General features: G+C 69.8%; 22 protein-coding genes. 18 read left to right on the forward strand and 4 right to left on the reverse strand.

What is annotated here, in order from left to right; translation table 11 throughout:
• Window positions 1–30 precede the first annotated feature (30 nt).
• From prmC to ACFWEP_RS05525, 15 genes are all read left to right on the forward strand, one after another.
• The gene (prmC, locus tag ACFWEP_RS05455; protein WP_266709130.1) at window positions 31–876 is read left to right on the forward strand and encodes a peptide chain release factor N(5)-glutamine methyltransferase; all 846 of its coding nucleotides are present in this window, start codon (window positions 31–33) and stop codon (window positions 874–876) included.
• A 76-nt stretch (window positions 877–952) separates the two neighbouring features.
• A complete protein-coding gene (locus ACFWEP_RS05460) occupies window positions 953–1,600 on the forward strand; it encodes an L-threonylcarbamoyladenylate synthase (RefSeq protein ID WP_328719409.1) in 648 nt (215 codons plus the stop codon).
• Complete coding sequence (locus ACFWEP_RS05465; RefSeq protein WP_328719408.1) at window positions 1,597–2,238, forward strand: protein-tyrosine-phosphatase; 642 nt, start codon at window positions 1,597–1,599, stop codon at window positions 2,236–2,238. The genes ACFWEP_RS05460 and ACFWEP_RS05465 overlap by 4 nt, the downstream gene beginning before the upstream one ends.
• A 151-nt stretch (window positions 2,239–2,389) precedes the next feature.
• Window positions 2,390–3,682, forward strand: a complete 1,293-nt coding sequence (glyA, locus tag ACFWEP_RS05470) for a serine hydroxymethyltransferase (RefSeq protein ID WP_387365931.1) — start codon at window positions 2,390–2,392, stop codon at window positions 3,680–3,682.
• Window positions 3,683–3,766: 84 nt separating this feature from the next.
• Window positions 3,767–5,152, forward strand: a complete 1,386-nt coding sequence (locus ACFWEP_RS05475) for an MraY family glycosyltransferase (RefSeq protein WP_387365934.1) — start codon at window positions 3,767–3,769, stop codon at window positions 5,150–5,152.
• A 264-nt stretch (window positions 5,153–5,416) separates the two neighbouring features.
• A complete protein-coding gene (locus ACFWEP_RS05480; protein ID WP_387365937.1) occupies window positions 5,417–5,854 on the forward strand; it encodes a hypothetical protein in 438 nt (145 codons plus the stop codon).
• 226 nt (window positions 5,855–6,080) lie between these two features.
• Complete coding sequence (gene atpB, locus ACFWEP_RS05485; protein ID WP_387365940.1) at window positions 6,081–6,902, forward strand: F0F1 ATP synthase subunit A; 822 nt, start codon at window positions 6,081–6,083, stop codon at window positions 6,900–6,902.
• A 72-nt stretch (window positions 6,903–6,974) separates the two neighbouring features.
• Window positions 6,975–7,214, forward strand: coding sequence for an ATP synthase subunit C (locus tag ACFWEP_RS05490; RefSeq protein WP_005311859.1), 240 nt, complete (start codon window positions 6,975–6,977; stop codon window positions 7,212–7,214).
• Between the two features lie 44 nt (window positions 7,215–7,258).
• Window positions 7,259–7,804, forward strand: a complete 546-nt coding sequence (locus ACFWEP_RS05495; protein ID WP_387365943.1) for a F0F1 ATP synthase subunit B — start codon at window positions 7,259–7,261, stop codon at window positions 7,802–7,804.
• Window positions 7,801–8,616, forward strand: a complete 816-nt coding sequence (locus ACFWEP_RS05500) for a F0F1 ATP synthase subunit delta (RefSeq protein WP_387365946.1) — start codon at window positions 7,801–7,803, stop codon at window positions 8,614–8,616. Before ACFWEP_RS05495 ends, ACFWEP_RS05500 begins: the two co-directional genes overlap by 4 nt.
• Before the next feature lie 138 nt (window positions 8,617–8,754).
• Window positions 8,755–10,326 carry a F0F1 ATP synthase subunit alpha gene (gene atpA / locus ACFWEP_RS05505; protein ID WP_386891238.1) on the forward strand — a complete coding sequence of 524 codons (1,572 nt, stop codon included), beginning with the start codon at window positions 8,755–8,757 and terminating at the stop codon, window positions 10,324–10,326.
• Between the two features lie 3 nt (window positions 10,327–10,329).
• Window positions 10,330–11,247 carry a F0F1 ATP synthase subunit gamma gene (locus ACFWEP_RS05510; protein ID WP_387365949.1) on the forward strand — a complete coding sequence of 306 codons (918 nt, stop codon included), beginning with the start codon at window positions 10,330–10,332 and terminating at the stop codon, window positions 11,245–11,247.
• Window positions 11,247–12,689: a F0F1 ATP synthase subunit beta gene (atpD, locus tag ACFWEP_RS05515; protein WP_387365952.1), complete on the forward strand. Its 1,443-nt coding sequence runs from the start codon at window positions 11,247–11,249 to the stop codon at window positions 12,687–12,689. Before ACFWEP_RS05510 ends, atpD begins: the two co-directional genes overlap by 1 nt.
• A 110-nt stretch (window positions 12,690–12,799) precedes the next feature.
• On the forward strand, window positions 12,800–13,174 hold the full coding sequence (locus ACFWEP_RS05520; RefSeq protein ID WP_275492059.1) for a F0F1 ATP synthase subunit epsilon: 375 nt from the start codon (window positions 12,800–12,802) through the stop codon (window positions 13,172–13,174).
• A gap of 166 nt (window positions 13,175–13,340) precedes the next feature.
• Entirely contained in the window at window positions 13,341–13,787 is a 447-nt protein-coding gene (locus ACFWEP_RS05525; protein ID WP_387365983.1) for a DUF2550 domain-containing protein, read from the forward strand.
• Window positions 13,788–14,324: 537 nt separating this feature from the next.
• Here ACFWEP_RS05525 and ACFWEP_RS05530 read toward each other — a convergent pair.
• From ACFWEP_RS05530 to ACFWEP_RS05540, 3 genes are all read right to left on the reverse strand, one after another.
• On the reverse strand, window positions 14,325–16,211 hold the full coding sequence (locus ACFWEP_RS05530) for a glycosyl hydrolase family 18 protein (RefSeq protein ID WP_387365956.1): 1,887 nt from the start codon (window positions 16,209–16,211) through the stop codon (window positions 14,325–14,327).
• Window positions 16,212–16,394: 183 nt separating this feature from the next.
• Window positions 16,395–17,051, reverse strand: a complete 657-nt coding sequence (locus tag ACFWEP_RS05535) for a response regulator (RefSeq protein ID WP_387365959.1) — start codon at window positions 17,049–17,051, stop codon at window positions 16,395–16,397.
• A gap of 4 nt (window positions 17,052–17,055) precedes the next feature.
• Window positions 17,056–18,288 carry a sensor histidine kinase gene (locus ACFWEP_RS05540; RefSeq protein WP_387365962.1) on the reverse strand — a complete coding sequence of 411 codons (1,233 nt, stop codon included), beginning with the start codon at window positions 18,286–18,288 and terminating at the stop codon, window positions 17,056–17,058.
• A gap of 151 nt (window positions 18,289–18,439) precedes the next feature.
• On the opposite strand from ACFWEP_RS05540, the gene ACFWEP_RS05545 reads away from it, so the two are divergent.
• Window positions 18,440–19,027, forward strand: coding sequence for a hypothetical protein (locus ACFWEP_RS05545; protein ID WP_387365965.1), 588 nt, complete (start codon window positions 18,440–18,442; stop codon window positions 19,025–19,027).
• 198 nt (window positions 19,028–19,225) lie between these two features.
• Here the strand turns inward: ACFWEP_RS05545 and ACFWEP_RS05550 are convergent, their stop codons facing one another.
• Window positions 19,226–19,798: a cob(I)yrinic acid a,c-diamide adenosyltransferase gene (locus tag ACFWEP_RS05550; RefSeq protein ID WP_387365968.1), complete on the reverse strand. Its 573-nt coding sequence runs from the start codon at window positions 19,796–19,798 to the stop codon at window positions 19,226–19,228.
• Window positions 19,799–20,051: 253 nt separating this feature from the next.
• On the opposite strand from ACFWEP_RS05550, the gene ACFWEP_RS05555 reads away from it, so the two are divergent.
• Both ACFWEP_RS05555 and ACFWEP_RS05560 read left to right on the forward strand, forming a co-directional pair.
• Entirely contained in the window at window positions 20,052–20,900 is an 849-nt protein-coding gene (locus ACFWEP_RS05555; RefSeq protein WP_387365971.1) for a 3-hydroxyacyl-CoA dehydrogenase family protein, read from the forward strand.
• A gap of 259 nt (window positions 20,901–21,159) precedes the next feature.
• Window positions 21,160–21,483: an STAS domain-containing protein gene (locus tag ACFWEP_RS05560; protein ID WP_328719394.1), complete on the forward strand. Its 324-nt coding sequence runs from the start codon at window positions 21,160–21,162 to the stop codon at window positions 21,481–21,483.
• Window positions 21,484–21,530 lie beyond the last annotated feature (47 nt).

Here is a 21,530-nt window from a genome sequence, read left to right on the forward strand (position 1 = left end):
CCCGCCCGTGAACCCGTACGGAGATCCGCGATGAACCTGCTGCTCGCCGAGGTGGCCCAGGCCACCCAGCGGCTGGCCGACGCCGGTGTCCCCTCGCCGCGATTCGATGCCGAGGAGCTCGCGGCCTTCGTCCACGGAGTCAAGCGGGGCGAACTGCACCGGGTGCCGGACGCGGACTTCGACGCGCGCTACTGGGAGACCATCGCGCGCCGCGAGAACCGCGAACCGCTCCAGCACATCACCGGCCGCGCCTTCTTCCGCTACCTGGAGCTCCAGGTGGGGCCCGGGGTGTTCGTACCCCGCCCGGAGACCGAGTCGGTCGTCGGCTGGGCCATAGACGCGGTCCGCGCGATGGACGTCGTCGAACCGCTGATCGTCGACCTGTGCACCGGCTCCGGCGCCATCGCCCTCGCCATGGCCCAGGAGGTGCCGCGCTCGCGCGTGCACGCCGTGGAGCTGTCCGAGGACGCCCTCACGTGGACCAGGAAGAACGCCGAGGGGTCCAGGGTCACCGTGCACCGCGGAGACGCCCTGAGCGCCCTCCCCGAGCTCGACGGCCAGGTCGACCTGGTGATCTCCAACCCGCCGTACATCCCGCTCACCGAGTGGGAGTACGTGGCGCCCGAGGCCCGCGACCACGACCCGCAGATGGCGCTCTTCTCCGGCGAGGACGGTCTCGACACCATCCGCGGCATCGAGCGCACCGCGCACCGCCTGCTCCGCCCCGGCGGCCTCGTCGTCATCGAACACGCCGACACCCAGGGCGGCCAGGTCCCCTGGATCTTCACCGAGGAACGCGGCTGGGCCGACGCGGCCGACCACCCGGACCTCAACAACCGGCCGCGGTTCGCCACCGCCCGCAAGGCCATGCCGTGACCTGCGCCGCGGCTCCGTGCCCGCACCACCCGCATCCGTACCAGCCCTACCCGTACACGCTTGAGGAGGCCGGCTGATGGCACGGCGATACGACTGCAACGACGCGACCGACCGTACGACCGGGCTGCGTGAAGCCGCCTCGGCGGTACGTCGCGGCGAACTGGTCGTGCTCCCCACCGACACCGTGTACGGGATCGGTGCGGACGCCTTCTCCTCGGAGGCCGTCGCGGACCTGCTCGACGCCAAGGGCCGTGGGCGCAACATGCCCACCCCGGTCCTCATCGGCTCCCCGAACACGCTGCACGGCCTGGTCACCGACTTCTCCGAGCAGGCATGGGAGCTCGTCGACGCCTTCTGGCCCGGCGCCCTCACCCTCGTCGCCAAGCACCAGCCGTCGCTCCAGTGGGACCTCGGCGACACCCGTGGCACCGTCGCCGTCCGGATGCCGCTGCATCCGGTCGCCATCGAGCTGCTCACCGAGGTCGGCCCGATGGCCGTCTCCAGCGCCAACCTCACCGGCCACCCGTCCCCGGAGACCTGTGACGCCGCCCAGGAGATGCTCGGTGACTCCGTCTCCGTCTACCTCGACGGCGGACCGACCCCGGGCAACGTTCCGTCCTCCATCGTCGACGTCACCGGCAAGGTCCCGGTCCTGCTGCGCGCCGGCGCCCTGTCCGTCGAGGAACTGCGCAAGGTGGTACCCGACCTCGAGGTGGCCAATTGACCGCCCCTGAGGGGCGTGGCATAGCGGGGCAGAGAGACCACTTCCGCATTCTCCACGTCAGCACCGGCAACGTCTGCCGCTCGCCCATCACCGAGCGGCTGACCCGCCATGCCCTGGTGGACCGCCTCGGCGATCCCCTCCAGGGCGGCCTCATCGTGGAGAGCGCGGGCACCTGGGGGCACGAGGGCGCCCCCATGGAGGCGAACGCCGAGATCGTCCTCGCCGACTTCGGCGCGGACGCCACCGGCTTCGTCGGCCGCGAGCTCCTCGACGAGCACGTGATCCGTGCCGACCTGGTGCTCACCGCGACCCGGGACCACCGTGCGCAGGTCATCTCGATGGGCCACTCCGCCGGTCTGCGCACCTTCACCCTGAAGGAGTTCACCCGGCTCGTGCGGGCCATAGACCCCGCCACCCTGCCGGACGCGCACGACGAGGGCGTGGTCGAGCGTGCCCGCGCCCTGGTGCGCGCCGCCGCCGCGCTCCGCGGCTGGCTGCTGGCCCCGACCGCGGACGCCGACGAGGTGTACGACCCGTACGGCGCCCCGATCACCTTCTTCCGCTCGATCGGGGACGAGATCAACCAGGCGCTCGACCCGGTCGTCACGGCGCTCACCGGCGTACCCGCGCACCACTGAGCCACGCCCCGGCCGACCGTTCCGTGCGACTGGTGAGGCCCCTTGCGCCGACCGGCCCCACCAGCCCTTTCGTGACGGGCACACGGCCGCGTACCGGCCTACATTGGATGCGAAGCCCCCACGGCAGCACCCTCAGGCCCGGAGCCGTCAGATGCCGGTCAGCATTTCCCCAGCACCCCCGCCGCACGCCGCCCCGGCCGAGGACCTCGGAACACTGTTCCGGACCGACCCGGAGATCGCCGAAGTGCTGCGGGAGGAGGCCCGCAGACAGGCCGGCTCCCTCCAGCTGATCGCCGCCGAGAACTTCCAGTCGCCCGCCGTACTCGCGGCGCTCTCCTCGCCGCTGGCCAACAAGTACGCCGAGGGCTACCCGGGCGCCCGCCACCACGGCGGCTGCGACCAGGCCGACGCCGCCGAACGCATCGCCACCTCCCGCGCCACCGCCCTCTTCGGTGCCGAACACGCCAACGTCCAGCCGCACTCCGGGTCCTCCGCCGTGCTCGCCGCCTACGCCGCGCTGCTGCGCCCGGGCGACGCCGTACTGGCCATGGGCCTGACCTCCGGCGGTCACCTCACGCACGGATCGCCGGGCAACTTCTCCGGCCGCTGGTTCGACTTCACGGGCTACGGCGTCGACCCCGGCACCGGGCTGATCGACTACGACCAGGTACGCGCCCTGGCCCGCGCGCGCCGCCCCAAGGCCATCGTCTGCGGCTCGATCTCCTACCCCCGCCACCCCGACTACGCGCTCTTCCGCGAGATCGCCGACGAGGTGGGCGCCCGCCTGATCGTCGACGCCGCGCACCCGATGGGGCTGATCGCCGGGGGAGCGGCGCCGAACCCGGTCCCGTACGCCGACGTGGTCTGCGCCACCACGCACAAGGTGCTGCGCGGGCCGCGCGGCGGAATGCTGCTCTGCCGGGAGGAACTGGCCGGACGGATCGACCGCGCGGTCTTCCCCTTCACCCAGGGCGGGGCTCAGATGCACACGATCGCCGCGAAGGCCGTCGCGTTCGGCGAGGCGGCGACGCCCGCGTACGCCATGTACGCGCACCGGGTCGTCGCCAACGCCCGGGTGCTCGCCGCCGCCCTGGAAGCGGAGGGCTTCGACGTGGCGACCGGCGGCACCGACACCCACATGGTGCTGGCCGACCCCGCCCCCCTCGGCGTCGACGGACGTACCGCCCGCGACCGCCTCGCCGCCGCGGGGATGGTGCTGGACGTCTGCGCCCTGCCGCACGCGGGAGCCGCCGCCCTCACGGACGGTCACGGCAGGGGCATCCGGCTCGGTACGGCCGCCGTCACCACCCAGGGCATGGACGAGGCGGACGTGGCACGGATCGCCGTCCTGCTCGCCGACGCGGTCCGGGACGGCGGGGATCATGATCGTATCCGTGCCGAAGTGCGGGGATTCGCCGAGCGGTATCAGCCCTTCCACGGGTAGACGGAACCTGTGGAACCGTCACCCGTTCCCCGGTGTCTTCGCTCGTGGGGCTAGGGTGTGGGGCTGAGATGGCCGGCGAAATCTGTGGGGCAGCCCGTGCGTGATTACCTGCTGACGCTGTGTGTCGCGGCCGCAGTGACCTATCTGCTGACCGGACCGGTGCGGAAGTTCGCCATCGCGATCGGGGCCATGCCCGCGATCCGCGCGCGCGACGTGCACCGGGAACCGACACCGCGGCTCGGTGGCATCGCCATGTTCGGCGGACTGTGCGCCGGACTGATCGTCGCCTCGCACCTGTTCAACCTCGGCGGGGTCTTCGAGCTCTCCAACGAGCCGAGGGCGCTGCTCTCCGGGGCTGCGCTGATCTGGCTGATCGGCGTCCTGGACGACAAGTTCGAGATCGACGCCCTGATCAAGCTCGGCGGCCAGATGATCGCCGCCGCCGTCATGGTCATCCAGGGGCTGACGATCCTCTGGCTGCCCATCCCCGGTATCGGGACGGTGGCGCTCACCCCCTGGCAGGGCACCCTGCTCACGGTCGCGCTGGTCGTGGTGACGATCAACGCGGTGAACTTCGTCGACGGCCTGGACGGCCTCGCCGCCGGCATGGTCTGCATCGCCGCCGCCGCGTTCTTCCTGTACACCTACCGGCTCTGGTACGGGTACGGCATCGAGGCGGCCGCCCCCGCCACTCTCTTCGCCGCGATCCTCATGGGCATGTGCCTGGGCTTCCTGCCGCACAACATGCACCCGGCGCGGATCTTCATGGGCGACTCCGGCTCGATGCTGATCGGCCTGGTCCTCGCCGCCGGTGCGATCTCGGTGACCGGGCAGGTCGACCCGGACGCGATGAAGCTCTTCGAGGGGAGCGAGCGGCAGGCGACCCACGCGATGCTGCCGGTCTTCATCCCGCTGCTGCTGCCGCTGACGATCATCGCGATCCCCGCCGCCGACCTGGTGCTCGCGATCGTGCGCCGCACCTGGAACGGCCAGTCGCCGTTCGCCGCCGACCGCGGGCACCTGCACCACCGGCTGCTGGAGATCGGCCACTCGCACAGCCGGTCCGTGCTGATCATGTACTTCTGGTCGGCGCTGATCGCGTTCGGCGCGGTCGGGTACTCGGTGCACTCGGCGTCGATGTGGATCGTGCTGGTGATCGTGTTCCTCAGCGCCGTCGGGCTGGTGCTGCTCCTGCTGCCGCGCTTCACCCCGCGTGCCCCGCGCTGGGCCAACTCCATGGTGCCGCCCCGCTACCGGCGCCGGCGCCGCCCCGCGGAGCTCCCGGCGGACTCGGTGCCCGCGGCGGAGGGAGCGGTGGCTCCGGAAGCGCACGGTTCGCACCTCGCGGAGGCGGCCGAGGACGCCGACCGCCCACGGGTCGCGGTGGGCGTCTCCGGCGTCAACGGAGCGACCGCCATCGGCACTCGTTCGCGGTTCTCCGATCGGCGCAGAGCCAATTCCTCGCGCTGACCTTTCGGACGCTGTCGCCTTTACCAGACAAGTCGTCAGACTGTCGCGTCGCCACGCGGGCAACTAGTCCTCGCGTGTGACAGTTGGCACACGTTTGAGGTAAAGACCTCATCAAATAGTTTGTGATACCGTTCACGAGACCCGGTGACAGAGCCGAAGGACCCCAGTACGTCGGTCCATTGGCCTCAGGCATCGACTCGGACCGGGCCTACGCTCGTCCATGACGACACCATTTGCCCACCCCAAGCAAGCGGAGCTGCCGCCATGCCGACCAACGACGCCCGGATCCTCCTTCACACCGTCCTGCCCACCGCTGCCGTCGGCGTGATCGCCGTCGCGATCAGCGCGGGTGTGGCCGGCGGCAAGGGGGCGCTCGGCGCGCTCGTCGGGGCGGTGGTCTCGATCTTCTTCATGGGGCTCGGACTCGTCGTCCTGCAGCGGACCGCCCGGTCCCTCCCGCATCTGTTCCAGATGATGGGGCTGATGCTGTACACCGCTCAGCTTCTGCTGATGGTGATCTTCGTCGCCCTGTTCAAGAACACGACCGCGTTCAACCCGAAGGCGTTCGCGATCTCGCTGGTCGCGCTCACCCTCGTATGGATCGGTGCCCAGGCCCGTGCGTACATGAAGGCCAAGATCCTCTACGTCGAACCCGAGTCCAGCAAGGCCGCAAAGCCCGAAAAGACCGGCTCCACGACGTGAAGGGTAGGGGCGGAATAAATGCCCGATCCGGACCCTGCTATCGTCCGGTTCCAACTGCGGCACTGCGGGCGCGGGCATGTGAGCTGACGCCTGCCCGATCGCGAGGCTCACATGCCTGACTGCCGCTCTCACATCCGAAACACCAGTCCAGTGCCGAACCGCGGCTGCGCGCCGCGCCGACACAACGAGGTTGCCGTACCTATGCGCCACGCTGAAGGAGCCCGCGGTGAGTGCTGACCCGACACAGGTGCTCGCCTTCGAGACCGATTGCCACATCTTTGACGGTTGTGGTTTCCCGGCACCCGGCCTGCACTCGTTCCTGTTCGAACCCCTCTGGGGCGATGCGGACAGCAACCTGTACTTCAACAAGCCGATGCTGCTGGCCCTGCTGGGCTCGGTCATCATCGTCGGTTTCTTCTGGGCCGCGTTCGCCAAGCCCAAGATCGTCCCCGGCAAGCTGCAGTCCGTCGCCGAGATGGGTTACGACTTCATCCGCCGCGGCGTCGTGCACGAGACCATCGGCAAGCGCGAGGGCGAGAAGTACGTCCCGCTCGTCGTCTCGCTGTTCTTCTTCGTGTGGATGATGAACCTCTGGTCGATCATCCCGGTCGCGCAGTTCCCCGTGACGTCGATCATCGCGTACCCGATCGTCCTCGCCCTGATCGTCTACGTGCTCTGGGTGAGCCTGACGTTCAAGAAGCACGGGTTCGTCGGCGGCTGGAAGAACATCACCGGCTTCGACAAGTCGCTCGGCCCGGTCGCCTGGCTGGCCGCGTTCATCGAGCTCTTCTCGAACCTGCTCGTCCGCCCGTTCACGCACGCGGTGCGACTGTTCGCGAACATGTTCGCGGGCCACACGCTGCTGCTGCTGTTCACGATCGCCAGCTGGTACCTGCTCAACGGCATCGGTATCGCCTACGCCGGCGTCTCGTTCGTGATGGTCATCGTGATGACCGCGTTCGAGCTCTTTGTCCAGGCGCTGCAGGCGTACGTCTTCGTACTCCTGACTTGCACCTTCATCCAGGGCGCGCTCGCCAAGCACCACTGAGCCTCACGCACCCGACCCTTATTCGTCCGATGGCCAACCCCCATCGGTCCTTGAAAGAGAAGGAAGACTGGCATGTCCCAGACCCTCGCCGCTGTCACTGGCGACCTGAAGGCTCTCGGCTCCATCGGTTACGGCCTCGCCGCGATCGGCCCCGGCGTCGGCGTCGGCATCATCTTCGGTAACGGCACCCAGGCCCTCGCCCGTCAGCCCGAGGCTGCCGGCCTGATCCGCGCCAACCAGATCCTCGGCTTCGCCTTCTGTGAGGCGCTCGCCCTCATCGGTCTGGTCATGCCGTTCGTCTACGGCTCCTGATTTTCAGGCCCTGACGACCAGCAACCGAGACGAAAGGCACTGATGTGAACCCCCTGGTTCAGCTCGCGGCCGAAGAGGCGGAAAACCCCCTCATCCCGCCGATCCCCGAGCTCGTCATCGGCCTCATCGCCTTCCTCATCGTCTTCGGTCTCCTCGCCAAGAAGCTCCTCCCGAACATCAACAAGGTTCTGGACGAGCGTCGCGAGGCCATCGAAGGCGGTATCGAAAAGGCCGATGCGGCCCAGACCGAGGCGCAGAGCGTTCTTGAGCAGTACAAGGCTCAGCTCGCCGAGGCGCGTCACGAGGCCGCTCGACTGCGCCAGGAGGCGCAGGAGCAGGGCGCCGTCATCATCCAGGAGATGAAGGCGGAAGGCCAGCGGCAGCGTGAGGAGATCATCGCTGCCGGTCACGCCCAGATCGAGGCCGACCGCAAGTCCGCGGCCGCCGCGCTGCGTCAGGACGTGGGCAAGCTCGCCACCGACCTGGCCGGCAAGCTCGTCGGTGAGTCCCTCCAGGACCACGCCCGGCAGAGCGGCACCGTCGACCGGTTCCTCGACGAGCTCGAGGCGAAGGCCGAGGCCGTCCGATGAACCACGCGAGCCGCGAGGCACTGGCTGCCGCGCGCGAGCGACTCGACGCGCTGACCGACAACACGTCGGTCGACGCCGAGAAGCTCGCAGAAGAGCTGGCATCCGTCACCGCGCTGCTCGACCGTGAGGTCTCGCTGCGTCGGGTCCTCACCGACCCGGCGCAGAGCGGCGAGGCCAAGGCCGAGCTCGCGGGCCGGCTGCTCGGCGGTCAGGTGAGCGGCGAAGCCGTCGACCTGATCTCGGGCATGGTCCGCTCGCGCTGGTCCTTCTCGCGCGACCTGGTGGACGCGGTCGAGGAGCTGGCGGCCACCGCCGACCTCACCGCGGCCCAGCGTGCGGGAGCGCTCGACGACGTCGAGGACGAGGTGTTCCGGTTCGGCCGGATCGTCTCCTCCGACACGGCGCTGCGCTCCGCGCTCACCAGCCGTACGGCCACCCCCGCCGCCAAGGGCACGCTGCTGCGCAGCCTGCTCGGCGGGAAGAGCCGCCCGGCGACCGAGCGTCTCGTCACGCGCCTGGTCACGCACCCCCGCGGACGTAGCCTGGAAGCAGGGCTCGACACCCTGTCCAAGCTCGCCGCCGCACGTCGCGAACGCACGGTGGCCGTGGTCACCTCGGCGGTACCGCTGACCGACGTGCAGAAGCAGCGCCTCGGCGCGGCGCTGGCGAAGATCTACGGCCGGCAGATGCACCTGAACCTGGACGTGGACCCCGAGGTCCTCGGCGGAGTTTCGGTGCGCGTCGGTGACGAGGTCATCAACGGCACCATCGCGGACCGCCTCGACGAGGCGACCCGCCGCATGGCCGGCTGACGCCAGCCTTCGCACCAACTGAACGAGCAACACCTGCGGCCCGGTTGGGCCGTGCAGAAACTGCAGAAGATTCCTGGGGGTCGGCCCCCAGACCCCCTTAAGAAACTTCGGGCCCAACAAGGAGAGCAGGGAACCCAGATGGCGGAGCTCACGATCCGGCCGGAGGAGATCCGGGACGCACTGGAGAACTTTGTCCAGTCGTACCAGCCGGACGCGGCCTCGCGCGAGGAGGTCGGTACGGTCAGCGTTGCCGGCGACGGCATCGCGAAGGTGGAGGGCCTGCCCTCCGCCATGGCGAACGAGCTGCTGAAGTTCGAAGACGGCACCCTCGGTCTCGCCCTCAACCTCGAAGAGCGCGAGATCGGTGCGATCGTCCTCGGCGAGTTCAGCGGTATCGAGGAGGGCCAGCCGGTGCAGCGCACCGGTGAGGTGCTCTCCGTCGGCGTCGGCGAGGGTTACCTCGGCCGCGTCGTCGACCCGCTCGGCAACCCGATCGACGGTCTCGGCGAGATCGCGACCGACGGCCGACGCGCCCTCGAGCTGCAGGCCCCGGGCGTCATGGTCCGCAAGTCGGTCCACGAGCCCATGCAGACCGGCTACAAGGCCGTCGACGCGATGGTGCCGATCGGCCGCGGCCAGCGTCAGCTGATCATCGGCGACCGTCAGACGGGTAAGACCGCTCTGGCCGTCGACACGATCATCAACCAGCGCGACAACTGGCGCTCGGGCGACGTGAACAAGCAGGTGCGCTGCATCTACGTCGCCATCGGTCAGAAGGGCTCCACCATCGCCTCGGTGCGCGGTGCCCTCGAAGAGGCCGGCGCGCTGGAGTACACGACCATCGTCGCCGCCCCGGCGTCCGACCCGGCCGGCTTCAAGTACCTGGCGCCGTACACCGGTTCGGCCATCGGCCAGCACTGGATGTACCAGGGCAAGCACGTCCTGATCGTCTTCGACGACCTTTCGAAGCAGGCCGACGCCTACCGCGCCGTGTCGCTGCTGCTGCGCCGTCCGCCGGGCCGCGAGGCCTACCCGGGCGACGTCTTCTACTTGCACTCGCGTCTGCTGGAGCGTTGCGCCAAGCTCTCCGACGAGATGGGTGCCGGTTCGATGACCGGTCTTCCGATCGTCGAGACCAAGGCGAACGACGTGTCGGCGTTCATCCCGACCAACGTCATCTCCATCACCGACGGCCAGTGCTTCCTGGAGTCCGACCTGTTCAACGCGGGTCAGCGTCCGGCGCTCAATGTCGGTATCTCGGTCTCCCGAGTCGGTGGCTCCGCCCAGCACAAGGCCATGAAGCAGGTCTCCGGCCGACTGCGCGTGGACCTCGCCCAGTACCGCGAGCTGGAGGCGTTCGCCGCCTTCGGTTCCGACCTGGACGCGGCCTCCAAGGCGTCGCTGGAGCGCGGTAAGCGCATGGTCGAGCTGCTGAAGCAGCCGCAGTACGCCCCGTACCCCGTCGAGGAGCAGGTCGTCTCCGTCTGGGCCGGCACCACCGGCAAGATGGACGACGTCCCGGTCGAGGACATCCGTCGCTTCGAGAGCGAGCTGCTGGACTACCTGCGCCGCGAGCGCAAGGACCTCCTCACCAGCATCGTCGAGGGCGGCAAGATGTCGGACGACACGCTGCAGTCGATCGCTGACGCCATTGCCGCGTTCAAGCAGCAGTTCGAGACCTCGGACGGCAAGCTTCTGGGCGAGGGCTGATCGATGGGCGCTCAGCTTCGCGTTTACAAGCGCCGCATCCAAGCCGTCACCGCGACCAAGAAGATCACCAAGGCGATGGAGATGATCGCCGCCTCGCGCATCGTCAAGGCGCAGCGCAAGGTGGCGGCGTCGCTGCCGTACGCCACCGAGCTCACCCGCGCGGTGACCGCGGTGGCGACCGGCTCCACCACCAAGCACCCGCTCACCACCGAAGCCGAGGCTCCGGCCCGGGCAGCGGTCCTGCTCCTCACGAGCGACCGCGGTCTGGCCGGCGGCTACTCCTCCAACGCCATCAAGGCGGCGGAGCGCCTCCGGGAGCGTCTTGGCGCGGAGGGCAAGGAGGTCGACACCTACATCGTCGGCCGCAAGGGTGTCGCGTACTACGGCTTCCGTGAGCGGACGGTCGCGGAGTCCTGGACGGGCTTCACCGACAACCCGTCGTACGCGGACGCCAAGGCGATCGCCGCCCCCCTCATCGAGGCCATCACCAAGGACTCGGCCGAGGGCGGTGTCGACGAACTGCACATCGTCTTCACGGAATTCGTGTCGATGATGACGCAGAACGCCATCGAAGGCCGGATGCTGCCGCTCTCCCTCGACCAGGTCGCGGAAGAGAACGGCACGAAGGGGGAGATCCTTCCCCTGTTCGACTTCGAGCCGTCGGCTGAGGACGTCCTTGACGCCCTTCTGCCGCGCTACGTCGAGAGCCGCATCTACAACGCGCTGCTGCAGGCCGCTGCTTCCGAGCACGCTGCCCGCCGCCGCGCGATGAAGTCGGCGACCGACAACGCCGGGGACCTCATCAAGAGCCTCTCCCGGCTTGCCAACGCGGCCCGCCAGGCCGAAATCACCCAGGAAATCAGCGAGATCGTCGGTGGTGCCAGTGCGCTGGCCGACGCGACCGCGGGGAGTGACAAGTAATGACGACCACAGTTGAGACGGCCGTTGCCACGGGCCGCGTCGCCCGGGTGATCGGCCCGGTCGTCGACGTGGAGTTCCCCGTCGACGCGATGCCGGAGATCTACAACGCGCTGCACGTCGAGGTGGACGACCCGGCCGAGGACGGCGCGCGCAAGACGCTGACCCTCGAAGTCGCCCAGCACCTGGGTGACGGCGTGGTCCGTGCGATCTCGATGCAGCCCACCGACGGTCTGGTCCGCCAGGCGCCGGTGACCGACACGGGCGCCGGCATCACGGTCCCCGTCGGTGACATCACCAAGGGCAAGGTGTTCAACACCCTCGGTCAGATCCTGAACGAGCCGGAGGCCGAGGCGCAGATCACCGAGCGCTGGCCGATCCACCGCAAGGCCCCGGCCTTCGACCAGCTCGAGTCGAAGACCGAGATGTTCGAGACCGGCCTGAAGGTCGTCGACCTGCTGACCCCGTACGTCAAGGGCGGCAAGATCGGTCTGTTCGGTGGTGCGGGCGTCGGCAAGACGGTCCTCATCCAGGAAATGATCATGCGTGTGGCGAAGCTGCACGACGGTGTGTCGGTGTTCGCCGGTGTCGGCGAGCGCACCCGTGAGGGCAACGACCTCATCGACGAGATGACCGACTCGGGCGTCCTGGACAAGACCGCGCTGGTCTTCGGCCAGATGGACGAGCCGCCGGGCACCCGTCTGCGGGTCGCGCTGTCCGCCCTGACCATGGCGGAGTACTTCCGCGATGTGCAGAAGCAGGACGTGCTGCTCTTCATCGACAACATCTTCCGCTTCACGCAGGCCGGTTCCGAGGTCTCCACGCTGCTCGGCCGCATGCCGTCCGCAGTGGGTTACCAGCCGACCCTGGCCGACGAGATGGGTGTGCTCCAGGAGCGCATCACCTCGACGCGTGGTCACTCGATCACCTCGATGCAGGCGATCTACGTCCCCGCGGACGACCTGACCGACCCGGCCCCGGCCACCACGTTCGCCCACCTCGACGCGACGACGGTTCTCTCCCGTCCGATCTCCGAGAAGGGCATCTACCCGGCCGTGGACCCGCTGGACTCCACGTCCCGCATCCTGGACCCGCGCTACATCGCGCAGGACCACTACGACACGGCCAGCCGTGTCAAGGGGATCCTGCAGAAGTACAAGGACCTCCAGGACATCATCGCGATCCTCGGTATCGACGAGCTGGGCGAAGAGGACAAGCTCGTCGTCCACCGTGCCCGTCGCGTCGAGCGCTTCCTGTCGCAGAACACCCACGCCGCCAAGCAGTTCACCGGCCTGGACGGTTCGGACGTTCCGCTCGACGAGTCGATCGCCGCGTTCAACTCGATCTGCGACGGCGAGTACGACCACTTCCCCGAGCAGGCGTTCTTCATGTGCGGTGGCATTGAGGACCTCAAGGCCAACGCCAAGGAGCTCGGCGTTTCCTGAGCCTCCGGCTCACCGAGGGGGGTGGGTGTGTCCCACCCCCCTCACCACGCCCCGTAGAATTGACCCAACACCCGGCATCTGCTGCCGGGTGGTGACCCGAGGAGCCACCCTTGGCTGCTGAGCTGCATGTCGAGCTGGTCGCCGCGGACCGCAGTGTCTGGTCCGGCGAGGCCACCCTGGTCGTCGCACGCACCACGTCCGGCGACATCGGCGTCATGCCCGGTCACCAGCCGCTTCTGGGTGTGCTGGAATCGGGCCCGGTGACCATCCGTACGAGCGAGGGCGGCACCGTCGTCGCCGCCGTGCACGGTGGTTTCATCTCGTTCGCGGACGACAAGCTGTCGCTGCTGGCCGAGATCGCCGAGCTTGCCGACGAGATCGACGTCCAGCGTGCCGAGCGCGCGCTGGAGCGGGCGAAGTCGGACACGGACGCCGCCGCCGAGCGGCGCGCGGACGTACGACTGCGCGCGGTGTCGGCGCACTAGTGCCGTGACCGGCAGTGTGACCCGGAAGGGGCGTCAGCGCTCCTGACGGCAGAAGTTTTTACTCAGCCGCGGCCCGAGCTGGAATCATCCAGACCGTGTCGCGGCTGAGGCGATGCGGGTGCGGTTCGTTTTCTGGTTACTCGACGATGCGAGGAGGTCGGTGGAGATGGTCCTCGCGTTGTGGGTGGGCGGAGTCGTCCTCGTGCTGATCCTGGTGGGACTCTTCGTTTTCGGTCTGCGCCGGCGGCTCATCCAGCGCTCGGGCGGGACCTTCGACTGCAGTCTGCGCTGGGACGTGTCCACGGAACCCGACCCCACGGGCAAGGGCTGGGTCTACGGAGTGGCCCGCTACAGCGGTGACCGGGTCGACTGGTTCCGGGTGTTCTCCTACTCCCCGCGTCCGCGCCGCGCCCTGGAGCGCGGTGCCATCGAGGTGGTCGACCGCCGGCTCCCCGAGGGCGAGGAGGAGTTGGCGCTGCTCTCCGACTCCGTCGTGCTCGGCTGTCTCCTGCGGGGGATCCGCCTGGAGCTCGCGATGAGCGAGGACGCGCTGACGGGGTTCCTCGCGTGGCTGGAGGCGGCACCGCCCGGCCAGCGGGTGAACGTGGCGTAGGGGCGTCCCCGCAGTCCGCGGTCCGAGCCGCGGCACATGGTGGTGTTCCGTACGGCTGCGTCCGCAGGGTGATCCGTGATGGTTCCGTACAGGCCGGGTGATTTTTCCCCGGCCTTCTTCGCTTTCCGGGGCCTGCTCCCTCTCCGAGCTGCTTCCTCCGAACTGCTTCCTCCGAGCTGCTTCCTCCGGCCTGCTTCCTCCGGCCTGCTTCCTCCGGCCTGCTTCCTCCGGCCTGCTCCGTCCCGGCCTGCTCCGTCCCGGCCTGCTCCGTCCCGGCCTCGTGCGGTCTCTGTCCTGCGGTCTCTGTCTTGCGGCGTGCCCTTCGCCGGGGCCCTCGTACGGCGGGGAAGTCCTGCTACCCCCGTCCGGGAGTCCCGCCCTCGTCCGGGAGGCCCGCCCCCGTCCGGGAGTCCCGCCCCCCTGTCTCCCCGCCCCGGAAACGACGAAAGACCGGGGAGACAGGGGGCGGACCTGTCTCCCCGGCGCTTTCGGGGGTGGTGCTGGTGGTGCTCTCGGGGCCGGGGCCCCGGGGGAGGGCTACTTGAGGTTGGTGCCCATCGCCTTCACGAGCTCACCGTTGCTGGTGTCACCGCTGAACTCCCAGAAGAACGCGCCGCCCAGGCCCTGGTTCTTCGCCCACGCCATCTTCGAGGCGATGGTGGCCGGGGTGTCGTAGCTCCACCAGTTGGTGCCGCAGTGGGCGTAGGCCGTACCGGCGACCGTGCCGGTGGCCGGGCAACTGGTCTTCAGGACCTTGTAGTCCTCGATGCCCGCCTCGTAGGTGCCGGCCGCCGCACCGGTGGCGGTGCCGCCGGGCGCGTCCTGGGTGACGCCGGTCCAGCCGCGGCCGTAGAAGCCGATGCCGAGGAGCAGCTTGGCCGCCGGAACGCCCTGGGCCTTGAGCTTGGCGATCGCGTCGGCGCTGGTGAAGCCGGCCGTCGGGATGCCGGAGTAGGAGGTCAGCGGCGAGTGCGGGGCCGTCGGGCCGGTGTTCGCCCAGGCGCCGAAGAAGTCGTACGTCATGACGTTGTACCAGTTGAGGCTCGCCGAGGCGCCCGCGTAGTCGGCCGCGTCGATCTTGCCGCCGGTGGAGCCGTCCGCCGTGATGGCGGCGGTGACCAGGGCGGAGGAGCCGAACTTGTTGCGCAGCGCGGAGGTGAGGTTCTTCAGGGCCGCCGGACCGCTGGTGTCACAGGTCAGACCGCAGCCGTTGGGGTACTCCCAGTCGATGTCGATGCCGTCGAAGACATCGGCCCAACGCGGGTCCTCGACCAGGTTGTAGCAGGACTGGGCGAAGGCGGTCGGGTTCTGGGCCGCCTGGGCGAAGCCACCGGACCAGGTCCAGCCGCCGAAGGACCAGAGGACCTTGATGTTCGGGTACTTGGCCTTCAGCTTGCGGAGCTGGTTGAAGTTGCCGCGCAGCGGCTGGTCCCAGGTGTCGGCGACCCCGTCGACGGCCTGGTCCGCGGTGTACGCCTTGTCGTAGTCGGCGTAGGCGTCACCGATGGCGCACTGGCCGTTGGTGACGTTGCCGAAGGCGTAGTTGATGTGCGTGATCTGCTCGGCGGAACCCGAGGTGACCAGGTTCTTCACGTGGTAGTTGCGGCCGTAGACGCCCCACTCGGTGAAGTAGCCGAGGTTGACCTTGCTGCCCGTGCCGGGGGTGCCGGGATCGGTTGTGCCGCCGCCGGTGGTCTTGACGCTCACGGCGCCGGAGACCGGGCCCGTCACGTCGGAGGTGTCGCGCGCCTGCACGGAGTACGAGTAGCTCGTGCCGGCGGTCAGGGTGCTGTCAGTGTACGTCGTGGTGGTGACGGTGGCGATCTTCGCCCCGTCGCGCAGCACGTCGTAGTTCTTGATGCCCGCGTCGTCGGTCGCGGCGGTCCAGCTGAGCTTCGCCGAGGTGTTGGTGATGGCGCTCGCGGTGGGGGTGCCGGGAGCGGAGGGGGCGCTGTTGCCCGGCACGGTGGTGCCGCCGTCACAGGAGGCGCCGTTGAGCTTGCAGCCGGTGGGGGAGCCGGTGCCCGCGCCGTTGAAGCCGAAGCTGACGCTCGCGCCGGCGGCGATGGCACCGTTCCAGCCCACGTTCTTGGCGGTCCAGTGGGTGCCGGAGCTGGTGACGGTGGCGTCCCAGGCCGAGGTGACCGAGGTGCCGGAGGGGAAGTCCCACTCGATGGTCCACGAGGAGAGCGCGGTGGTACCGGTGTTCTTCACCGTCCACTGGCCCTCGAAGCCGGTGCCCCAGTCGGACTTCTTCACGTACGTGGCGGTGGCGGAGGTGGCCGCCGACGCGGGAGTGGCGAGGCCGACCATCGCGGCGATCGGCAGCAGCAGTGCGGAGAGGCCGGCTATCGCCTTGGTCCTGCCGCTCTTTCTGAGCGTCCAGCCGAATCTGGTCCGGCGTTGGGGGGTCTCGGTGCTCAACGGTGCTCCTCGGGTGAGGTCCGACAAACGGGGGGTGGTTCGTGGACTGCAGACCCTGCGCCGCCCTGAGTGCGCTTTGTCATGCGCGCGCTCATCGCAGTGTGTTGCGGTGAGACTAGGAAGGTCTGGACCAATCGTCAAGAGGTCTGGACCAGGGGAACCCGTGTGCGGTCGTGGGCCTGATCACAGGCCCAACTCCCGTGCCAGCACTGCTGCCTGTGCGCGACTGCGCAGCCCGAGCTTGGCCAGCACCCTGCTGACGTGCGTTTTCGCCGTCGCCTCCGCCATCGACAGCCGCCCGGCGATCTCCGCGTTGGACAGCCCGCCGGAGAGGCATCCGAGAACTTCCCGCTCGCGGCGGGTGAGCGCCTCGACCTCGGCGCTGCCGGACGCGGCACCCGGCGGCGCCGAGGCGGCCGACACCGCCGCGAACTCCGCGATCAGCCGGCGCGTCACAGCCGGAGCGATCAGCCCCTCGCCCCGGGCCACCGCGCGGACCGCCTCCAGCAGGTCCCGCGCCTCCGTGCTCTTGAGCAGGAAGCCGGAAGCCCCGGCCCGCAGCGCCCCGAAGACGTGACTGTCCAGGTCGAACGTGGTCAGCACCAGCACATCGGCGCTCCCCTCGGCCACCACCCGCGCGGTGGCCGACACCCCGTCCAGGCGCGGCATCTGAAGGTCCATCAACACCACGTCGGGGCGGAGTTCGCGCGCCAGCCGTACGGCCTCCTCGCCGTCCGGCGCCTCGCCCACCACCTCGATGTCCGGCGCGCTCCGCAGGATCAGCACCAGACCCGCCCGCACGGCCGACTGGTCCTCGGCCACCAGGACCCGGATCGTCATGAGCTCATCGTCCCTTCCCCATGTCCTCGGACGTCGTCTCTCCATGTCCTCGGACGTCGTCGGGCACCGGCAGTTCGGCCCGCACCCGCCAGAGCGCGGTGCCGTCCGCCGCGCGCTCCTCACCCGCCCGGATCGTTCCGCCCAGCAGCTCCGCCCGCTCCCGCATACCGATCAGCCCCGCACCGGAACCCGGGGTGCGGAAGCCCTTGCGCGCACCGGACACGCTGGTCACCTCCACCGTCAGCAGACCGCCGGGGCGGGCGAGCCGGACCCGCACCGCACCCGGTGCGGCGTGCTTGAGCGCGTTCGTCAGCGACTCCTGGACGATGCGGTACGCGGCGAGCTCCACCGGAGCGGGCAGCACCCCGCCACCCCGCGCGTCGTCCAGCACGCAGGTCAGCCCGCTGGAGGCGGCGTGGGCGCGGGACCGCTCGATCAGCGCGTCCAGCGCCGAGAGCCGCGGCGCCGCGCCGGGCAGGTCCGGTGCCCCGCCCTCGCGCAGCAGGCCGATCAGCCTCCGCATCTCCGCGAGCCCGGCGACCGAGTTCTCCCGGATCACCGACAGGGCCTCGCGGGAGGTCGGGGGATCGTCGATGGAGAGCGCGGCCGTGGAGTGGAGGGCGATCGCCGAGAGGTGGCCCGCGACCACGTCGTGCAGCTCGCGCGCCATCCGGGAGCGCTCCTCGGCCACGGCCTGCGCACGGTCCGTCTCCGCCAGCAGCGCGGTCCGTTCGGCCCGCAGCCGGGCGGCCTCGGCGGCGTCGCGGTGGTTCCGCGCCGCGGCTCCGGTGATCGCGGGTACGAAGGAGACCAGCCCGGCCAGGACCCCCACCAGCACGGCATCGGCCGGTCGCAGCCGGGGCAGCAGCGCGAGGGCGAGCGCCACCGAGCCCAGCAGCGACGCCACCGGGATGCGCCGGGCCGCCGCCTCGGAGCCGTACACCACGGCCGCGTACACCACGTCGGTGTACATCAGGACCGTCGCCATGTTCCCCGGGGTGAACTGGTCGGCGGCCAGCAGGACCGTCGCCAGGGCGAGGGCCGCGCCGGGCCGGGTGCAGCGCATCAGCTCCGCCGCGGCCATCGGCGCCAGGGGGACGAGCCCCGCCCAAGGAGCCTCGAAGGGACGGCCGTTCTGCATACGCAGGCCCAGGAGCCAGAGCGACAGGCCGCCCACCAGGCCGGCGGCGGCGATCAGGAGGTCATGACGGTGCGGGCGGCGGACGACGGGTTCCACCTCGTCATCCAACAGGGAACGGGGCCCGGACGCACGGCTGTTCACGAGGACGGTGCGTCAGTACATCGAAGGATGCAGTCGCGATTCGTCACCGGAGACGACGAAGTGGCGCCCCGTGGACGGCAGTCTGAGGGAAACAGGAGGAGAGGCCGTGATCGTCACACTGATCGTTCTCTGCGAGGCCGGCTTCTGGGTGCTGCTCGCCACCGGACTCACCCTGAGGTACGCGGCGCGGCTGCCCCGGGCCGGTGCGGCGGTACTGCTGTGCGAACCGCTGCTGGAGGTGGTCCTGCTCGTCGTGACGGCGATCGACCTGCGCGACGGCGCCGAACCCGACTGGAAGCACGGACTGGCCGCCGTCTACATCGGCTTCACCGTCGGGCTCGGCCCCGCCACCATCAGATGGGTGGACGCGCGGGTGGCCCATCGGTTCGCCGGGGGACCGAAGCCGGTGAAGCCGCCGGAGTACGGGCGGGCCCGCGCGGTCCGCGAGTGGCGCACCGCCGGTCGCTGGACACTGGCGGCGGCGATCGCGATCGCCCTGCTCCAAGCCGCCGCGTGGTTCGTCGGCCAGGACGGAGACACCGGCTCGCTGCGGATGTGGCAGCAGAGAATGCTCTGGGTGATCGGCGTCAACCTGATCGTCGCCGCGTCCTACACCCTGTTCCCGAAGACCGCGCCGGCCCCCACGCGGGAGCAGGCACGGGAGCCGGAGAGCACGCGGAAACACGAGGTCTGAGGGTACGTCGCACATCCGCCAGGGAGCGAGTGACGCCCCTCAGGCCGGTCCGACGATCCCGGCCGGCCCGTGCGGGGCGAAGGAAGCGGCGCGGTCCGTGTCCGGCCGCGCGCGCCGACTCCCCGACGGGAACGGCCCGGTCCGTGTCCGGCCGCGCGCGCCGACTCCCGGACGGGAACGGCCGGAGGCGGCCCGGCCTCAGCGCTCCCCGCCCGGCACCCACAACACGTCCCCGACCTCCTTGTTCGCCACCCTCGCCAGGATGAACAGCAGGTCGGAGAGGCGGTTGAGGTACGTCGCCGTCAGCGGGTTCATCACCTCGCCGTGCACCTCCAGCGCCGCCCACGTCGAGCGCTCGGCGCGCCGGACCACCGTGCACGCCTGGTGGAGCAGTGCCGCGCCCGGCGTACCACCCGGAAGGATGAAGCTCCTCAGCTTCTCCAGGTCTTCCAGGAAGTGGTCGCAGTCGGCTTCCAGCTTGTCGACGTACGACTGCTCCACCCGCAGCGGCGGGTACTTCGGGTCCTCCACCACCGGCGTCGACAGATCGGCGCCCACGTCGAAGAGGTCGTTCTGCACCCGGACGAGCACCTTCACCACGTCCGCGGAGAGCTGCCCGAGCGCCACCGCCGTCCCGATGACCGCGTTGGCCTCGTTGGCGTCGGCGTACGCCGAGATCCGCAGATCGGTCTTGGCGGTACGGCTCATGTCACCGAGGGCGGTCGTGCCGGTGTCGCCGGTACGGGTGTAGATGCGCGTCAGATTGACCATGCGGCCAGGCTATGCGGAGCGCGGTGGCACCGGGCGCCCTTCCTCGCGTGGCCGTGGTCACGCGGCAACTGCCGTCCGGACGCCGCCGCCTGACGCCGGCCTGTGTGATGTCCGTCATGTGAGACGTGACGCGCATCTCTAAGCGGTCACACCGCCCCTCACGGGTACTAATCTCCGCCGGAGAGCACATGAAGGACAGTCGGAGAGAGTGCGTCAGAACTGCCGCACGGTGACAAGACCAAAGGGGTGTGACGTGGCCGGGAAGCTCGCCGTCATCGGAGCCGGACTCATGGGGTCCGGTATCGCGCAGGTCGCCGCCCAGGCCGGCTGGGACGTCGTACTGAGGGACGTCACCGACCAGGCCCTCTCCCGCGGACTGGACTCCGTGAAGGCGTCGTACGAGAAGTTCGTCGACAAGGGCAAGCTGACGGCGGACGACGCAGGGGCCGCGCTCGGCCGCATCACCACGACCACCGATCTGGACGCCGTCGCCGGCGTGGACGTCGTGGTCGAGGCCGTGTTCGAGAAGCTGGAGGTCAAGCACGAGATCTTCCGCGCCCTCGACGAGGTCGTACGTGAGGACACCGTCCTCGCCTCCAACACTTCCGCCATCCCGATCACCAAGATCGCGGCGGTGACGAAGCACCCGGAGCGCGTCGTCGGCGTGCACTTCTTCTCGCCGGTACCGATGATGCGGCTCTGCGAACTCGTCCGGGGCTACAAGACCAGCGACGAAACCCTCGCCGCCGCACGGGAGTTCGCCGAATCGGTCGGCAAGACCTGCATCGTCGTCAACCGGGACGTGGCGGGCTTCGTCACCACCCGGCTGATCTCCGCGCTGGTGGTCGAGGCGGCGAAGCTCTACGAGTCGGGCGTCGCCACCGCGGAGGACATCGACACCGCCTGCAAGCTCGGCTTCGGCCACGCCATGGGTCCCCTCGCGACCGCCGACCTGACCGGCGTCGACATCCTCCTGCACGCGACCTCCAACATCTACACGGAGTCACAGGACGAGAAGTTCGCCGCCCCGGAACTGATGCGCCGGATGGTCGACGCGGGTGACATCGGCCGCAAGAGCGGGCAGGGCTTCTACACCTACTGAGCACCACCCCGGCTCCCCGGGGCCCCGCGCCGCGCCGTCGGCCGGGCCCCCGGGCGCCCGGGGCACCAGGGGCCGCACCCGGCTCCAAGGGGAAGCCGGACCGGAAACGGTGCCGGACCAGCGGACCGGCATCACCCCACAGGGTGAATTCGGTACCGGTTCGCTCACAGGCGGCAACTTCCCCGCTCCTGCCACAGTCACTGGTGGCAGGAGCGGGCAGCCACACGGACTCTTGTACGAAGCGATACGGGGAGCGCATATGCACATCAGGGGCGACCACGCCGAGCTGGTCGTCGGGGGCCGCCTCGATGTCCGAAGCGCGGCGGACGCCCGTACGGCTCTGCACGCCGCCGTCGACGACGGCGTCGGTGACCTCGTGCTCGATCTGACCGAGCTGGACTCCTGGGACGCCACCGGACTCGGCGTGATCATGGGCGTGCACCGCAGGGCGGGCCGTGCCGGACGCCGCCTGGTGCTGCGCGGCGTACCTCCGCAGATGCAGCGCCTGCTGGTGGCGACCCGGCTGCACCGCATCCTGGCCATCGAGGGCGGGATCGCCGCCGAATCCCTGCCGCGGGTCTGAGAGCCGCGACAGGACAGGGTGCGCACGGAAGACGGGGCGCACGGAAG

Source organism: Streptomyces sp. NPDC060198, assembly GCF_042728415.1.
Taxonomy (GTDB): Bacteria; Actinomycetota; Actinomycetes; order Streptomycetales; family Streptomycetaceae; genus Streptomyces.

Excerpts from the sequence above, each read along its gene's own strand:
- ACFWEP_RS05460 (WP_328719409.1), top strand. The coding sequence starts at position 953 with ATGGCACGGCGATACGACTGCAACGACGCGACCGACCGTACGACCGGG.
- ACFWEP_RS05480 (WP_387365937.1), top strand. The coding sequence starts at position 5,417 with ATGCCGACCAACGACGCCCGGATCCTCCTTCACACCGTCCTGCCCACC.
- prmC (WP_266709130.1), top strand. The coding sequence starts at position 31 with ATGAACCTGCTGCTCGCCGAGGTGGCCCAGGCCACCCAGCGGCTGGCC.
- glyA (WP_387365931.1), top strand. The coding sequence starts at position 2,390 with ATGCCGGTCAGCATTTCCCCAGCACCCCCGCCGCACGCCGCCCCGGCC.
- atpA (WP_386891238.1), top strand. The coding sequence starts at position 8,755 with ATGGCGGAGCTCACGATCCGGCCGGAGGAGATCCGGGACGCACTGGAG.
- ACFWEP_RS05500 (WP_387365946.1), top strand. The coding sequence starts at position 7,801 with ATGAACCACGCGAGCCGCGAGGCACTGGCTGCCGCGCGCGAGCGACTC.
- ACFWEP_RS05550 (WP_387365968.1), bottom strand. The coding sequence starts at position 19,798 with ATGGTCAATCTGACGCGCATCTACACCCGTACCGGCGACACCGGCACG.
- ACFWEP_RS05535 (WP_387365959.1), bottom strand. The coding sequence starts at position 17,051 with ATGACGATCCGGGTCCTGGTGGCCGAGGACCAGTCGGCCGTGCGGGCG.
- ACFWEP_RS05560 (WP_328719394.1), top strand. The coding sequence starts at position 21,160 with ATGCACATCAGGGGCGACCACGCCGAGCTGGTCGTCGGGGGCCGCCTC.
- ACFWEP_RS05525 (WP_387365983.1), top strand. The coding sequence starts at position 13,341 with ATGGTCCTCGCGTTGTGGGTGGGCGGAGTCGTCCTCGTGCTGATCCTG.
- atpD (WP_387365952.1), top strand. The coding sequence starts at position 11,247 with ATGACGACCACAGTTGAGACGGCCGTTGCCACGGGCCGCGTCGCCCGG.
- ACFWEP_RS05490 (WP_005311859.1), top strand. The coding sequence starts at position 6,975 with ATGTCCCAGACCCTCGCCGCTGTCACTGGCGACCTGAAGGCTCTCGGC.
- ACFWEP_RS05510 (WP_387365949.1), top strand. The coding sequence starts at position 10,330 with ATGGGCGCTCAGCTTCGCGTTTACAAGCGCCGCATCCAAGCCGTCACC.